Source organism: Marimonas arenosa, from assembly GCF_030848945.1.
GTDB classification, from domain to species: domain Bacteria; phylum Pseudomonadota; class Alphaproteobacteria; order Rhodobacterales; family Rhodobacteraceae; genus Marimonas; species Marimonas arenosa.
In genome coordinates this window covers 16,061-30,469 of sequence record NZ_JANHAX010000005.1, presented here as the reverse complement: position 1 = coordinate 30,469, position 14,409 = coordinate 16,061, and the positions used below count along the sequence as shown (strand labels likewise).

The following is a 14,409-nucleotide window of genomic DNA, read 5'->3' as shown; positions in this document are numbered from 1 at the left end:
TGCTTTGCGCTTGACGTTTGGACTCCGAATGCCAAAATTTGATCAAATTATGGAGGCGGAGCCATGGCGCTGGAAGATTCGAAACGCTACGTGGACGAAGCGTTCACCCGCGAAAGCGACCGGGGCCAGTCCTTTGAGAACACCTTTGGCGGCGCGACCTCGTTCCTGCGGCGGCGCTATACCAAGGATCTGACCGGCGTCGATATCGCCGTCACCGGCATCCCCTTCGACCAGGCGGTGACCAACCGCCCCGGCACGCGGCTTGGCCCGCGACAGATACGCGAGATGAGCGCGCTGCTGGCCCCCGATCCGCCCTATGGCTGGGGCTATTCACCGCTCGAGGAGTTCGACATCGTCGATTATGGCGACATGGCGTTCGACTACGCCAACATCCCGGCCTTTCCCGACACGGTGACAGCCCATATCCGCAGCATTCTCGACGCCGGCGCGGGGAGCGTGACGCTGGGGGGGGATCATTACATTTCCTTCCCGATCTTAAAGGCTTATGCCGAGAAGTTCGGGCCAATCTCGCTGATCCAGGTGGACGCTCATACCGACACCTGGGCGGATGACAACATGGATCGGGTCGACCACGGCACGATGTTCTACAAGGCGGTGAAAACCGGCATCGTGGACCCGAAGACATCGGTGCAGATCGGCATCCGCACGGTGAACGACGACACGCTGGGTGTGAACATCATCGACGCGCGCGAGGTGCATGAGACAGGCCCGCAAGCCGCCGCCGCAAAGGCCCGCGAGATCGTCGGGGACCGGCCGGTCTACCTGAGCTTCGATATCGACGGGCTCGACCCGGCCTTTGCGCCGGGGACCGGCACGCCGGTGTGGGGCGGGCTCACCAGCGGGCAGGCGGCGATCCTGCTGCGCGACCTGGCCGGGATCAACCTGGTCGGCGGCGACGTGGTCGAGGTGTCGCCGCCCTTCGATCCGAGTGGAACCACGGCGGTGGCGGGGGCGCATGTGGCGATGGAGATCATCTGCCTGTGGGGGTGGACGCGGCGCAAGGGATAACTGGAGAGGCGAGGTGGCGCAGAAAAATCAATGGGTTTCAGGGTGAGCTTCATGTGGATTTTTGCAGTGGTCTTGGTGGCCGTGCTGCTGACCGGGGCTTATGTGCGGCTGGCACCGAGCGATCCGGCGCGCTGGCATGTCAGCCCCAAATTCGACCGGGACCGGAACTTTGCCAACGCTGCGGTGCGGGTGATCGACGATGCGCCGACACGTCTGGCGCGGCTCGACGCGATTGCGCAGGACTGGCCGCGGACACGGACCCTGGCCGGTTCGGTCGGGGTGGGGATGATCACCTATGTCAGCCGGTCGGCGCTTTGGGGCTTCCCGGACTACACCACCGTCCACGCGGCGGACGGCAAGATCGTGTTGTGGGCCCGGTCAAGATTTGGCCGCGGTGACGCGGGCGTCAACCGGGAGCGACTGGAGGCCTGGCTGGCCATTTTGCGGGGTGAAGACCTGTGAACTGAGACAGCCATCGCGAATCTTGCGCCACATCGGCACGTTCAGGCTCATCTGGCATTGCGCCATGAACATTTTGCCGTCGACCTGCAGGCAGATGGTTTCCCCCAACTCGACCCGCCCGCCAGAGGAATCGGTGCAATAGCAGTCGATGGTCTTGCCGTTGAGGTTGTAGTCGGCCAGCCCCGGGCTGGCCGCCAATGCGAAGGGAAGGATCAGAAGCCATTTCATACCTACATAATAACATGTTAGTTCGGCGTCCGGAATTCCGCCAATCCGCGCAGGTGGGCTTGACCCGGTGCGGCCAATCATGGACAGACGGCGCATGGTTCCATTGGACAAGCTCGACCAGATCACCGGACGGTTTCACTACCTCGAGGCGCAGATGGCCGAAGGGGGCGGGGATATCGCGAAACTGGCCAAGGAATATGCCGATCTGAAGCCGGTGGTGGAACAGATCGACGTCTATCGCCAGCTGCTGAGCGATCTTGACGAGGCCGAGGCGATGCTCAGCGATCCGGAAATGCAGGCGCTGGCCGAGGAGGAACTGCCGACGCTCAGGGCGCAACTGCCGCAAGCCGAAGCGGCGCTGCAACTGGCGTTGCTGCCGAAGGACGAGGCGGATGCCCGTCCCGCGCTGATCGAGATCCGGCCCGGCACGGGCGGCGACGAGGCGGCGTTGTTCGCCGGCGATCTGCTGCGGATGTACCAACGCTATGCCGAGGTGCGGGGCTGGCGGTTCGAGATCCTCGAACAGCAGTTGACCGAACTGGGCGGCATCAAGGAGGTGGTGGCACGGGTTTCGGGAGAGAATGTCTTTGCCCGGCTCAAGTTCGAAAGCGGGGTTCACCGGGTGCAACGCGTGCCGGAGACCGAGTCGGGCGGACGGATCCACACCAGCGCGGCGACGGTGGCGGTGCTGCCCGAGGCCGAGGATGTCGATATCGACGTCGACCCGAATGATCTGCGCATCGATACCATGCGCAGCTCGGGCGCCGGCGGTCAGCACGTCAATACCACCGATTCGGCGGTGCGGATCACCCACCTGCCGACCGGCATCGTGGTGACCTCGTCCGAGAAGTCGCAGCACCAGAACCGGGCGATCGCGATGCAGGTGCTGAAAACCCGGCTCTATGACATGGAGCGCCAGCGCGCTGCCGAAGCCCGCGCCGCCGACCGCAAGGCCCAGGTCGGGTCTGGTGATCGCAGCGAGCGTATTCGCACCTACAATTTCCCGCAGGGTCGCCTGACGGACCACCGCATCGGGTTGACGCTCTACAAGCTTGACGCCGTGATGGGTGGCGACCTCGACGAGATCATCGACGCGCTGACCGCCGACCATCAGGCCAGCCTGCTGGCGGAGATGGAGGGGTGAGCGGGACGGTTCAGCAGGGTCTGACCGCGCTCAGCCGCTATTTCCGCAAGGCCGGGCTCGATACGCCGCTGACCGATGCGCGGCGCTTGCTGGCGCATGTGCTGAAGGTTGATCCCGGGCGGCTGATCGTCATCGCCGAAGACCCGTTGCCGGACGCCGATCTGGAACGGGCATTCATCCTGGCCGCGCGGCGCAAGGACCGCCGGCCGATGTCGCATATTCTTGGCGGGCGGATGTTCTATGGCCGCTGGTTCGAGGTCACGGCGGACGTGCTCGATCCCCGGCCCGAGACCGAAACGCTGATCGAGGCGGCGCTGAAACAGCCATATTCCGAAGTTCTCGACCTTGGCACCGGGTCGGGCGCAATCATTGTCACGCTGCTGGCCGAACGGCCACAGGCGACCGGGGTCGGTACGGATCTGTCCGCGGCCGCGCTCAAGGTCGCGGACCGCAATGCCCGGGCGCTGCAGGTGGCAGACCGGGTGGTGTTCCTGGAAAGTGACTGGTTTGCCGCGGTCGGAGGAAAGTTCGACCTGATCGTGTCCAATCCCCCCTATATCGCTCAGAGCGAGATGGAAACGCTTGCCCCCGAACTGGCATTCGAGCCGCGCCAGGCGCTGACGGACGAGGGCGACGGGTTGTCGGCCTATCGCACCATTGCTGGTGGCGCGCCGACGCATCTGGTTCCAGGCGGACGGCTGATGGTGGAAATCGGGCCGACGCAGGGCGTGGACGTGGCAGAAATGTTTCGCGCTGCGGGTCTTGAAAACGTGACCGTCCTGCCCGATCTCGATGGCAGGGACCGGGTCGTTGTGGGCGAAATGCCGCGTGACTAGGGCCCAAAAGCCACGCAACAGCGCGAAAATTACGCAATCGGGCGCAGTTAGCTCTTGTTAATCCCGCCGGTCCATGCTTACTCAGGTGCATCAAGCCGGTCGATGGCGTTCCTGCCGGTCCCGCTTGATATCAAGCCAAACAGTCAGCAAACCGGCACAGCACGCGCGACAAGCGCCAGATCGAAACAAGGCCGGTGAAGCGAAGGCCCGTTCAACCAACCTGAACCAAGGACGACATGAGATCATCGAAATCCCGCTCGCGGTCGAAACAGAGCCGCAACCGCCCGACCGGCAATATCGTCAACCGCGTGTTCGACAGTTCCGGCCCCGAGGGCAAGGTGCGCGGCACGCCGCAGCAGATCATCGACAAATACAACCAGCTGGCGCGTGATGCGCAACTGGCTGGCGACCGCGTCGCGACCGAGAATTTCCAGCAGCATGCCGAACACTACCTGCGCATGCTGAGCGAGGCGCAGCGCGAACAGGAGGCCCGGCGCGAGCAGCAGGAACAGCAGAACCGCGAACGCCAGGCCGAGCGCGACCGCGAGCGCGCCGCCCGCCAGGAGCGCGAGTCGAACGGCGGCAAGATGGTCAACGACCCTGCCGCGGCGCCGCAGCCCGAGGTGATCGATCCCTCGGAGGGCGGCGACAGTGGGCTGGTGGAGACACCGGAAAGCGCCGGCGAGGCCAAGAAGCCCAAGCCGCGGTCGCGGCGCAAGCCCAAGAAATCTGAAGACGAGGGCACCGAGGCGGCAGAGTAAGCACTCAGGCCTCCGACGGCTGACCGAGGGCCGCCTGCGGGACCGCAGGCGGCCCTCAGCGTTCCAGGATACGGGACAATGCACAGAACGCTTCGAGCGAAACCGTTTCCGCCCGCGCGGTGGGGTCGATCCCGGCGGCGCGCAGCTTGTCCTCGATATCCGGCCCCAGCCCCTTGAGCGCCGCACGCAGCATCTTGCGGCGCTGGTTGAAGGCCATCGCCACGACCCGTTCCAGCACCTTCGGATCGGCCGGGAAGCGTGGTTCGGGCAGGGCGCTCAGATGGACCACCGCCGAAGACACCTTGGGCGGCGGGGTGAAGGCCTGCGGCGGCAGGGAAAGCGCGATCTGCGCATCGCAGCGCCATTGCGCCAGGATCGCCAGCCGGCCATAGGTTTTGGACCCGGGTTGGGCGACGATCCGCTCGGCCACCTCGCGCTGGAACATCAGCGTGAGCGATTGCCAGAACGGCGGCCAGTCCGGCGGTGTGAGCCAGCGCACCAGCAACTCGGTTCCGACATTGTAGGGCAGGTTGGCGGCGATACGGATCGGCGGTGTCAGATACGCCAGCGGGTCGATGTCGAGAGCATCGCCCTCGAGGATCGTCAGCCGTCCGGGATAGGCCGCGCCGATCTCTTCCAGCGCCGGTATGCAGCGTGCGTCCTTCTCGATGGCAAGGACGTGGCGGGCGCCTTCGGCCAGCAGCCCGCGGGTCAGACCTCCGGGACCGGGGCCGATTTCGAGCACATCACAGTCGCGCAGGTCGCCAGCGGTGCGCGCGATCTTGGCGGTGAGGTTGAGATCAAGCAGGAAGTTCTGGCCCAGCGATTTGCGGGCTGACAGGCCGTGGGTCGCGATCACCTCGCGGAGGGGGGGCAGAGGGTCAATCGCCATGGCAGCCCTCGGTGCCGGGGCGCCATCGCGCAACGGCGTCGGACGCGATTGCGCAATCGCGTGACGTCCTGTCGCGCGACCGGGCGCAAGGGGGCGTGCACCCCCTTGCCGCGCTCATGGTGTCGCCCCGGCCATGCGCCAAGCCATCTTCAAGGCTTCGATGGTAGATGACGGATTGGCCTGGCCGGTTCCCGCGATATCGAAGGCGGTGCCGTGGTCAGGCGAGGTGCGGATGAAGGGCAGGCCCAGCGTGACGTTGACGCCGCGGTCGAAATCCAGCGTCTTGATCGGAATCAGAGCCTGGTCGTGATAGGCGCAGATCGCCGCATCATAGCGCGCCCGGGCGGCGGCGTGGAACATGGTGTCGGCAGGCAACGGGCCGAGCAGGTCGACGCCCTCCCGGCGCATTTCGTCGAGCAGCGGGATCATCCAGGTCAGTTCCTCGTCACCCATGGCGCCGCCTTCGCCGGCATGCGGGTTGAGACCTGCCACGGCGAGCCGCGGGTCGGCAATGCCGAACTGGGCGACGAGCCCGGCGCGGGTGATCTCGATGGTCTGACGCAACAGGGCGGGGGTCAGCGCGTCGGGCACGTCGCGCAGCGCGATATGGATGGTGGCGGGCACCACCCGCAGCCGCTCCGAGGCGAGCATCATCACCACGCGCTCGACCCCGGCGAGATGGGCGAGGTATTCGGTATGGCCGGGAAAGCCGAACCCGGCGCCGTCTTTCAAGGCCTTCTTGTGGATCGGCAGCGTGCAGACCGCGCCGGCCATACCGGTCGTGGCGAGGTCCACGGCGCGGGCGATAACGTCGATCACGCCCTGGGCATTGGCCGGATCGGCCTGGCCTGGCGTGGCCGGCGCAGGGAAGCGGTGGGCGAGCACGGGCAGGCCGTCAGCTATCACCCCGGGTACCTCGTCCGGGCTGGCGACCAAGCTCACCGGGGCGCCCGCGGGAAGATGCGCCGGATCACCGATCAGGAAGAAGTTCAGCTCGTCCTTCAGCGCCGCCCAGACCTTGACGGCCAACTCCGGCCCGATCCCTGCGGGCTCACCACAGGTCAGCGCGATGGGGGCCGGCTGGGCGCGGTTCATTTCTCGATGATACGCGCCTCGGAGCGCAGCTGTTCGAGATACCCCTTGGCAAAGCTTTCCAGCCGCCGGTTCTGCAGGCCGAGCTCGATCTGGTCACGGTCGATCTCGTCCGACAATTGCGGCACGCGTTCACAGAGCATCAAAAACACCAGCGTCTGCCCGTTGGCCCGCGTCAGGTTGGTCGAGACCTCGTGCTTGTCGAGCTTGGCCAGTTCCAGCGCGATGTCGCGCGGGATCTCTTCAGGTTTTTTCGAGCCGCGTTCCAGCACCTGTTCCGGCTGACCCTTGGCGATGCCGTAAAGGTCGTCGCAGGTGTCGATCGTGTCACGAATCTTGCTGGCGCGGGCCAGGGCCGGCTCGCTGCGGCCTCCGTCGATATAGTAGGCCGCATATTCGATCGCGGCGTATTCACGTTCGGGCGCATCGCCCTCTTCGATGGCGCGCATCTGGAACAGGGCGATGGCACCGGGGATCGGGATTGGCTGGGTCACCTGGCCCGGGGCAAGCCCGAGGATCTGGCCGCGGATCGCCGCTGGCAGCTGCGTGATCGGCAGCCAGTTGACCTTGCCACCGCGCCCGCGTGATCCGGCGGAGGAGTGTTTGCGCGCCGCCCTGGCAAACTCGGTCAGCGAGGTGATCTGCGAGATTTCGCGGGCCAGCGCTTCGGCCTGGGCTTCGCGGCCCGGGGGGGCGGCGATGTAAATCTCGGACAGCAGCACCCGCACGCCGGCACCGGCATTGGAGGCCAGCGCCCGGTCGATTTCGGCCTCGCCGACCTGGACGCGCGGGCCGAACTTGGCGCGCACCAGTTGCCGCCAGGTGACGCCGGCGATGATGAAGTCGCGATAGGTCTGGGCCGCCACGCCGGCACCGGCCAGCGCCTTGAGGAACTGTTCGGTGTTCATGTTGGCGCGGCCGGCGAATTCTTCCATGCCGGCCTCGATGTCTTCCTGTGCCAGAGTCAGGCCCAGCGCTTCGGCGGCATCGACCTTGAGCCGCTCCTCGACCAGTTGCTTGCGGGCTTCTTCCATCGGGTCGCCGGGCTGGCGAAACAGCTGCAACATGCGCGCGCGCTGCTGCAGTTCGTAACTGGTGATGACCTTGTCATTGACCTTGATCGCCGGCGCGAAAAGGTTTTGCGCCGCGACCCGGTCGACGGCCAGGGTCACAAGGCCCAGCATCGCGGCTGCGAAGGTGAAGAAGAAATATCTGGCGATCCGGGTCATCCTGCCTGTCCTGCCTTGTTCTGTTCCGGTTTCAAGTGGTTCATGCCTGTTGCGTTCGCCCGCGCTCGCGTTGCCGGGGATCAGTTTTTGCACCTGCGGGTGTAGCTCCTGTCGCTTGTCTTGGCGCTAAACCCCTTGAGCCCGATGGTAAAGCCGAAATCCGTTGATGGCGTCAGGATAACGGAAGAGGTGAAGCGACGCGAGACCGAAAGCTCGACCTCGACGCATTCGTTGCGGTATTGCAGGCCGAGCCCGGCCTCGGCGGTGGTGCTCGAAACCACGTCGTAGCGGACATTGGCGCTGCCGCTCCAGTGCCGCGACATCCGGTAGAGCCCGTCGAGCGACCATTCCGACACCGTGTTGGGGCGGTCCTCGAACGGATCGGGCCCGAGCCAGACATAGGAGGCGCCCAGCGCCAAACGCGGCGTCTGCCAGCTGCCGCGCGCCTCGCCCTTGGCGAGCTCGAGGTTGGCGTCGAACAGCGCCCGGCCGACCAGTGACAGCCCGTCCGCGGATTTGACATAGCCCGCCACCAGCAGATCCGAGGTGGTGCCACGCAGCCCCGAGGTAAGCGAAAAGTTGTTGTCGGGGCGTTCGCGCACGATCTGGCCCAGGGTCAGGCCGGTGTGCAGGCCCTTGGCGCCAAAGCGCGTCCAGTTGAGACCGTAGGCCGCCAGCAGCCCGCGTTCGCGCCGGTCGGCGGCGGGGAATCGCGACAGCGACAGCAGGTTGCCCTCATCGAATTCGACCCGGGTGCTTTCGTCATTGGCCACCGCCGGGTGATTGCCGCCCGTCCAAGCCAGCATCAACATCGGTTCGATCACATGGGTGGCTCCCGTCGCCGTCTGCCGATGCCACGGCCAGCGCAGGGTCACGGCGGCCATTGGTGTCACCTGTGTCGCCTGGTGCGGCAGCGCGAGATCGTCGCCGGTATAGAACTGGTCGAAGGCCACCCCGGCCTGGATGCCGGCACGCAGCCCGGGGCCAATGGTCCAGTTGCCCAGCCACGTCGCCTGGGCGTTCAACCGGGTCACGTCGCGGCCGTCGACCACGGTGTCGGCATCCGGCCCGTCGACGGCGACCCTGGAATAGCGCAAATGCGAATGCAGATCGGTGCTGAGCCGCACTTCACCGCCCAGTGCACGCGGAAAGTAACGCCGTTCATAACTGAGATCGCCGATGATCGACGGCATGGTCGAGGCATCTTCGCCCACTCGCAGCGTGTGGAAATGCCGGACGGCACCGCGGAAGAACTCGTCGCGCCGCACCCGGGTCACGGAGATGTCATTCTCGAGCCGCTCCTTGTCGGAATAGCCATAGTCGAGCAGATAGGACTTGTCCGACACCAGTTCGATACCGAAGCTGAGCTGGAAGTCGCGCTCGAGGTCGAACAACCCCTCGCCGAAGAGATAGCCGCGGTAGTCCCGGGTGGTAAGGGTGTCGTCGGTGAACGCGCCGCTGAACTGAATCCGGCCGCGGCGGAAGGCCTGGCGATAACGGAATTCCAGCGTGCGGGTGTTGGGCGACAGGTAGGGGGTCAGCGTCAGGTCGCGGTGATCGCCGATGCGGATGAAATAGGGTATCTTGATGCCGGTGCCGAGCTGCGAGGTGCCCCGCAACTCCGGGATCAGGAACCCGGTGGCGCGATCCAGCGTGGGGTCGGGCAGGCGCAGTCGAGGCAGGTAGAAGATCGGCACATCCATAACGCGCAACTGAGCATTCTCGAAATAGAGCTGCCGTTCGTCCTGATCGTGGATCACCTTGCGGGCGCGGATCTGCCACAAGGGCGGTCGGCCGTTTTCGCAGACCCGGCAGGCGGTGACGGCAGCTTTGTACATCTGATTGAACCGGCCATTCACGCGATTGAGCTGAAGCGCGGCCAGCTGCAGTTGCTGGCTCAACACCATCCGGGCACCGGTCAGCAGGGCATTTTCGAAGCCACGGTCCATCTCGGCCTGGTTCGCCAGCACCACCACGTCTTCGCCCTTGGTGATGGTGATCGGTCCTTCGATCACCAGCCGGTCCTCGGTGCGGTCATAGCTGATGCTGCGGGCCTTGATGCGCACGTCGCCATGCAGTGCTTCGACATTGCCCTGGGCGACCAGACGGGTCTTGCCGTCGAGAAAGACCTGGTCGGCGACCAGCACCGCGGCGGGGGCAGGATCGGGCGCCGGCGGCGTTTGCGCCGGTGCTGACATGGGCAAGGCGATCCAGAGCAGGACCGTCGCCAGAACGCGGCGCAGGGCGGTGCTGAGGAAGGCGACGTCGGGTGTCATCCATCCTCCGTGTGCAGCAGCAGTCCGCTGCCGAGCAGCAAAGCCGCCAAAGGCGGTGCCCAGGCGGCGAGCAACACCGGGATCTGGCCGTTTTCGCCGAGGATCTGGGCGAAGTTGCGGACATAGTGCAGGCCGAAGCCGAGCAGCAAAGACACCAGCACCGCCACGCCGGTGCCGCCAAGCCGCACATGGCGCATGGTAAAGGCGGCCCCGATCAATACCATCGCCATCAGGAACAGCGGCCGCGCCAGCTCCATCTGGAGCCAAACGGTGTGGCGCCGGGCCGAGAACCCGGCCTGTTCCAGTTGCGCGATATACGCCGGCAGATCCCAGACCGAAATGGCGTTGGGGTTGCCGAAACTGTCGCGGATGCGCTCGTAGGTCAGGGTCGAGGGCAGTTCCAGCCGGTCGTGCCGGGTGGCGTTGGCCTCGGGGTTGAGCCCACCGGTGAGCGGCCAGACCTTGGCGCCATGCAGAACCCAATGACCGTCGCCGATTTCGGCCTCGCGGGCCTCGATCCGTTTCAACGGTCCGCCATCGCGGGCATAGGCGATGAAGGTCACGTCATAGAGTACCGTCGCTTGGGCATTGGCGGCGCCAGCACGGATCACGGTCTGCCCCTCGGGGCCGCCTTGGCGCAGCCACAAACCCTCGGACGAGATCGACAGTACGTCGGCCGTGCCCGATCGGTACATCTGATAGAGCTCATGATAACGTTTCGAGGTGGCCGCGACGATCGGGTTGAACGTGGTCACGGCCAGACCGCCGACGATCAGCGCCACCACGATCGGCGCGATCAGCGTCTTCAGCCCCGAGCGGCCCACGGCGCGGGTCACGACTAGCTCCGAGGAGCGCGCCAGACCGATGAAAAGCGCCACGGTGGCAAGGATCATGACCAGCGGTAGCAGCTTATTGATGCCCTCGGGCGTGTTGAGCAGGGTGAGACCGAGAATGTCGGAGAAGCTTGCCTCGGACTCGCCAAGCTTGCGCAGCTGTTCGATCAGGTCGATCAGAACCTGCAACAGCAGGAACACGGTCATCAGGCCCAGGAAGATCCACAGAAACTTGCGCGCGAAATAGAAATGCAGCTTCATCGGCCGACTCCTGCCGCGGTCAGGGGGGGCGCCGCCTTGTGCCCGGGCACCCTGTGGCTCCGCCCGGCCCAGGCCAGCAGTCCGGCCGCGACCGCGAACGCGATCAGGGCCGGCAGGTACATGAGCGGCCAGGACTCGGCGTTGGCCCGCACCGGATCGGCGACCACCCCTTCCAGCAGCTTGATCAGCGTCAGAATCAGGATCGCCCCGACGATCTGTCGCCAGACGCCGAATCGGCTGAACTCGCCGACCAGCAGCGCCGCGAAACCCACCAGTGCATAGGCGATCCCGACCAGTGCCTGGGCGAACCGGCCGTGCAGCTCTTCGGTCACGGTGCCCACGGTGTTGCCGGCGCGTTCGGCCACGCCTGCGGGATCGGCCAGCAACATCGGCGTCGGCAAGTAGGATTCGTTGAAGACATTTACCTTTCCGGTGTCGATCAGGGCGCTGATGTCATAGGTGAAATCGGCGAAATGGGTGATGAACAATCGCCCGGTGCGACGGTTGTAGGTCTGTGACAACCCGTCCACCATCACCAGTTTCGCGGCCTCGCCATCCCGCACCACGAACGCGGTCTCGGCGGTGTAGCTGGTGCTTTCTCCTGGCCGGCGCCGGTCCGAGAGGAACACATCGTTCAGGGTGCTGTCCGGCGAAATCTCGCGGATGTAGAAGGTGACCCCGTTGGAGGGATGCAGGAACGTACCTTCGGTGAGCAGCTTGGAGGTCACGTTGCGGGCAATCTCGGCTTGGCGCTCGACCAGTTGACCCAGCGAGGCGGGCACCAGGAAGTGCGTCAGCGCTGACATCATCGCGGCGACGATCAGCCCGAACACCAAAACCGGCCGCGCCAGCCGCCACGGCGAAAACCCGGTGGCCTGCATCACCGTCAACTCGCTTTCTGAGCTCAGCCGGTTGGTGACATAGACTGACGCGGCGAAGCCCGCGACCGGCAGTACCAGCCGGATCACGTTGGGCAGCGTCAGCGCGGTGAACTCGGCGAAGATCCAGGCCGACTGGCCTTCGCCGATCAGCGTGTCGAACAGTTGCACCGCGCTGTTGATCCAATAGACCGACACCAGCACCAGGGCGAAGAACCCAAACAGCACCAGGAGCTGCGACAGCATGTAGCGGTCGAATCTGGCCAAATTGGACTCCCCCGGTACGTAGCTGGCAATGAAGCCAGGCGACTAGATATTGTGCGCAATCTACTGCAAAGGGGCAGGGAGGGTAAACTGCTATCTGGCCTTATCGGCGGCCGCGCGCTAGGGTCCACGCCGCAGGACATCCAAGGAGCATTTTTGCCATGAGCGCCCCCCTTTCGATCAGCTTTTCCGAAACCGATCTCGACGCCATCGCCGGGGCTCCGGGCCGCGTCGCGGTGATCCTGGGCGATGACGGCAAGATGACCCCGGCGGCACGGCGGGTGAACAAGCTGACCCGCGGCGCGCTGGCCCGCCTGATCGAGGCCGAGAGCTGGGGCAAGCTGAAGCCTGGCGACGCGGTGAGCCTGGCCTGGCCCGCGGGCATGGTGGCGGAAGCGGTCGACGTGGTCAAACTGCCGCGACCGGTCACGGTCGAAACCGCGCGCAAAGCCGGCGCGACGCTGGCATCGCGGATCGGCAAGGCCGACCTGCTGCTTCTGGCCGGCAGCACGCCGCGCACTGACGAGATCGTGACCGGGCTGGCACTCAGGGCCTACCGGTTCGACGCTCACAAGAGCGCCGAGCCCGCGCCGAACGGGGCGGTGTCGGTGATGGCGTCGAAACCGGACGAGGTCGAAGCCGCCTGTGCCGCGCCGCTGGCGGTGGCGCAGGGGGTGCATTTCACCCGCGACCTGGTCAACGCGCCGGCCAACCACCTGACCACCACGACCTTTGCCGACCGGCTCGTGGAATTGGAGGCGCTGGGCCTCAAAGTCGAGGTGCTGGAAGAAAAACAGCTGGAAAAGCTCGGCATGGGCAGCCTGCTCTCGGTCGGCCAGGGTAGCGACAGCCCGTCGAAAGTCGTTGTCATGCAATGGCTTGGCGGCAAGAAAGATGCCGCGCCGCTGGCGCTGATCGGCAAGGGCGTGGTGTTCGACACCGGCGGCATCTCCCTAAAGCCGGCCGCCGGCATGGAAGACATGACCATGGACATGGGCGGTGCCGGCGTCGTCGCGGGGGTGATGAAGGCGCTGGCGCTGCGCAAGGCCAAGGCCAACGTCGTCGGCCTGGTCGGTCTGGTCGAGAACATGCCGTCGGGCCGGGCAACGCGTCCGGGCGACGTGGTCACCTCGATGAAAGGCGACACCATCGAGGTGATCAACACCGATGCCGAAGGTCGTTTGGTGCTGTGCGACGTGATGTGGTACGCGCAGGATCGGTTCAAGCCGGTGGGCATGGTCGATCTGGCGACGCTGACCGGCGCCATCATCATCGGGCTGGGGCATGAGAATGCCGGGGTGTTCTCGAATGACGATGCTTTTTGCCGCAGCTTCCTCAAGGCGGCCGAGGCCGAGGGAGAGGGCGCCTGGCGGATGCCTTTGGGACAGGCCTATGACGAGCTGCTGAAGTCGCGCATCGCCGACATGAAGAATGTCGGCGGCCGGCCGGCCGGATCGATCACCGCGGCGCAATTCCTGCAACGGTTCGTCAAGGACGAGACGCCGTGGATCCATCTCGACATCGCCGGGGTGGCCTCGGTCAAATCGGCCACCAAGTATGCGCCCAAGGGCGCCACCGGCTGGGGTGTGCTGGCGCTGAACCGGCTGGTCGTGGATCACTACGAGGGGTAATCCGCGATAGGGCGATGTGATGGGCGACGTTCTGTTCTACCACCTGACGCGCCGCCCGCTCGAGGCGGCGCTGCCGGATCTGCTCGAACGCGCGCGCGGGCGGGGCTGGACAGTCATCGTCCGCGGCAGCGATGCGGCGCGGCTGGACTGGCTCGACCAGAAGCTCTGGCTGGGCCCGGACGAACGCTTCCTGCCCCACGGTCTGGCCGGCGGGCCGCATGATGCCCGGCAGCCGGTGCTGTTGACCACCGCGACCGACAATCCCAATCGCGCCGCCTGCCTGATGGCGGTGGACGGGGCCGAGGTGGCGCCGGAAGACGTACAGGCGCTTGACCGCACCTGCATCCTGTTCGACGGCAACGACGCGGCGGCGGTGGCCCGGGCCCGCAGCCAGTGGAAGACGCTGACCGACGCGGGCTGCGCCGCGCAATACTGGTCCGAGGAAACCGGCCGCTGGGAGATGAAGGCGCAGAGCGGCGCCTGACCTCCAGCGACACGCCGGTTGCGGCGGCGGGGGAGAGGGGCCAGCCCCTCGCGCTCCCCGAGGTGTTTTTCAACAGAAGAAGCATATGGCCTGTTGGCTTCTTCTGTTT

Annotated in this window: 14 protein-coding genes; 7 read left to right on the top strand and 7 right to left on the bottom strand. The window is 65.7% G+C overall.

Annotated elements, in window-relative coordinates; translation table 11 throughout:
• Positions 1-63: 63 nt before the first annotated feature.
• Both speB and NO357_RS15265 read left to right on the top strand, forming a co-directional pair.
• Entirely contained in the window at positions 64-1,029 is a 966-nt protein-coding gene (gene speB / locus NO357_RS15270) for an agmatinase (RefSeq protein WP_306736571.1), read from the top strand.
• A 51-nt stretch (positions 1,030-1,080) separates the two neighbouring features.
• The gene (locus NO357_RS15265) at positions 1,081-1,491 is read left to right on the top strand and encodes a DUF1499 domain-containing protein (protein WP_306736570.1); all 411 of its coding nucleotides are present in this window, start codon (positions 1,081-1,083) and stop codon (positions 1,489-1,491) included.
• Here NO357_RS15265 and NO357_RS15260 read toward each other — a convergent pair.
• Entirely contained in the window at positions 1,408-1,719 is a 312-nt protein-coding gene (locus NO357_RS15260; protein WP_306736569.1) for a hypothetical protein, read from the bottom strand. The two genes, NO357_RS15265 and NO357_RS15260, sit on opposite strands and share 84 nt — an antisense overlap.
• A 94-nt stretch (positions 1,720-1,813) precedes the next feature.
• Between NO357_RS15260 and prfA the strand changes: the two genes are divergently transcribed.
• The 3 genes from prfA (at position 1,814) to NO357_RS15245 (ending at position 4,460) form a co-directional block, all read left to right on the top strand.
• Positions 1,814-2,863 (top strand): peptide chain release factor 1, encoded by a 1,050-nt coding sequence (gene prfA / locus NO357_RS15255; protein WP_306736894.1) that lies wholly within the window; start codon positions 1,814-1,816, stop codon positions 2,861-2,863.
• Complete coding sequence (gene prmC / locus NO357_RS15250; protein ID WP_306736568.1) at positions 2,860-3,699, top strand: peptide chain release factor N(5)-glutamine methyltransferase; 840 nt, start codon at positions 2,860-2,862, stop codon at positions 3,697-3,699. Before prfA ends, prmC begins: the two co-directional genes overlap by 4 nt.
• Before the next feature lie 236 nt (positions 3,700-3,935).
• Positions 3,936-4,460, top strand: coding sequence for a DUF4167 domain-containing protein (locus tag NO357_RS15245; protein WP_306736567.1), 525 nt, complete (start codon positions 3,936-3,938; stop codon positions 4,458-4,460).
• 55 nt (positions 4,461-4,515) lie between these two features.
• Here the strand turns inward: NO357_RS15245 and rsmA are convergent, their stop codons facing one another.
• The 6 genes from rsmA to lptF all read right to left on the bottom strand — a co-directional run bounded on the left by rsmA (position 4,516) and on the right by lptF (position 12,188).
• Positions 4,516-5,352, bottom strand: a complete 837-nt coding sequence (gene rsmA / locus NO357_RS15240; protein ID WP_306736566.1) for a 16S rRNA (adenine(1518)-N(6)/adenine(1519)-N(6))-dimethyltransferase RsmA — start codon at positions 5,350-5,352, stop codon at positions 4,516-4,518.
• Positions 5,353-5,466: 114 nt separating this feature from the next.
• The gene (pdxA, locus tag NO357_RS15235; protein ID WP_306736565.1) at positions 5,467-6,447 is read right to left on the bottom strand and encodes a 4-hydroxythreonine-4-phosphate dehydrogenase PdxA; all 981 of its coding nucleotides are present in this window, start codon (positions 6,445-6,447) and stop codon (positions 5,467-5,469) included.
• Positions 6,444-7,673 carry a peptidylprolyl isomerase gene (locus NO357_RS15230; RefSeq protein ID WP_306736564.1) on the bottom strand — a complete coding sequence of 410 codons (1,230 nt, stop codon included), beginning with the start codon at positions 7,671-7,673 and terminating at the stop codon, positions 6,444-6,446. The genes pdxA and NO357_RS15230 overlap by 4 nt, the downstream gene beginning before the upstream one ends.
• An 80-nt stretch (positions 7,674-7,753) precedes the next feature.
• On the bottom strand, positions 7,754-9,949 hold the full coding sequence (locus NO357_RS15225; protein ID WP_306736563.1) for an LPS-assembly protein LptD: 2,196 nt from the start codon (positions 9,947-9,949) through the stop codon (positions 7,754-7,756).
• A complete protein-coding gene (lptG, locus tag NO357_RS15220) occupies positions 9,946-11,043 on the bottom strand; it encodes an LPS export ABC transporter permease LptG (protein ID WP_306736562.1) in 1,098 nt (365 codons plus the stop codon). Before lptG ends, NO357_RS15225 begins: the two co-directional genes overlap by 4 nt.
• Entirely contained in the window at positions 11,040-12,188 is a 1,149-nt protein-coding gene (gene lptF / locus NO357_RS15215) for an LPS export ABC transporter permease LptF (RefSeq protein WP_306736561.1), read from the bottom strand. The genes lptG and lptF overlap by 4 nt, the downstream gene beginning before the upstream one ends.
• 158 nt (positions 12,189-12,346) lie before the next feature.
• Between lptF and NO357_RS15210 the strand changes: the two genes are divergently transcribed.
• Positions 12,347-13,816, top strand: a complete 1,470-nt coding sequence (locus NO357_RS15210) for a leucyl aminopeptidase (RefSeq protein WP_306736560.1) — start codon at positions 12,347-12,349, stop codon at positions 13,814-13,816.
• A gap of 19 nt (positions 13,817-13,835) precedes the next feature.
• Positions 13,836-14,300, top strand: a complete 465-nt coding sequence (locus NO357_RS15205; RefSeq protein ID WP_306736558.1) for a DNA polymerase III subunit chi — start codon at positions 13,836-13,838, stop codon at positions 14,298-14,300.
• The last annotated feature ends 109 nt before the right edge of the window (positions 14,301-14,409 follow it).

Bases quoted from the DNA above. Each gene is read 5' to 3' on its own strand.
- speB (WP_306736571.1), top strand. From the start codon at position 64: ATGGCGCTGGAAGATTCGAAACGCTACGTGGACGAAGCGTTCACCCGC.
- NO357_RS15265 (WP_306736570.1), top strand. From the start codon at position 1,081: ATGTGGATTTTTGCAGTGGTCTTGGTGGCCGTGCTGCTGACCGGGGCT.
- NO357_RS15260 (WP_306736569.1), bottom strand. From the start codon at position 1,719: ATGAAATGGCTTCTGATCCTTCCCTTCGCATTGGCGGCCAGCCCGGGG.
- prfA (WP_306736894.1), top strand. From the start codon at position 1,814: ATGGTTCCATTGGACAAGCTCGACCAGATCACCGGACGGTTTCACTAC.
- NO357_RS15245 (WP_306736567.1), top strand. From the start codon at position 3,936: ATGAGATCATCGAAATCCCGCTCGCGGTCGAAACAGAGCCGCAACCGC.
- rsmA (WP_306736566.1), bottom strand. From the start codon at position 5,352: ATGGCGATTGACCCTCTGCCCCCCCTCCGCGAGGTGATCGCGACCCAC.
- pdxA (WP_306736565.1), bottom strand. From the start codon at position 6,447: ATGAACCGCGCCCAGCCGGCCCCCATCGCGCTGACCTGTGGTGAGCCC.
- NO357_RS15230 (WP_306736564.1), bottom strand. From the start codon at position 7,673: ATGACCCGGATCGCCAGATATTTCTTCTTCACCTTCGCAGCCGCGATG.
- NO357_RS15225 (WP_306736563.1), bottom strand. From the start codon at position 9,949: ATGACACCCGACGTCGCCTTCCTCAGCACCGCCCTGCGCCGCGTTCTG.
- lptG (WP_306736562.1), bottom strand. From the start codon at position 11,043: ATGAAGCTGCATTTCTATTTCGCGCGCAAGTTTCTGTGGATCTTCCTG.
- NO357_RS15210 (WP_306736560.1), top strand. From the start codon at position 12,347: ATGAGCGCCCCCCTTTCGATCAGCTTTTCCGAAACCGATCTCGACGCC.
- NO357_RS15205 (WP_306736558.1), top strand. From the start codon at position 13,836: ATGGGCGACGTTCTGTTCTACCACCTGACGCGCCGCCCGCTCGAGGCG.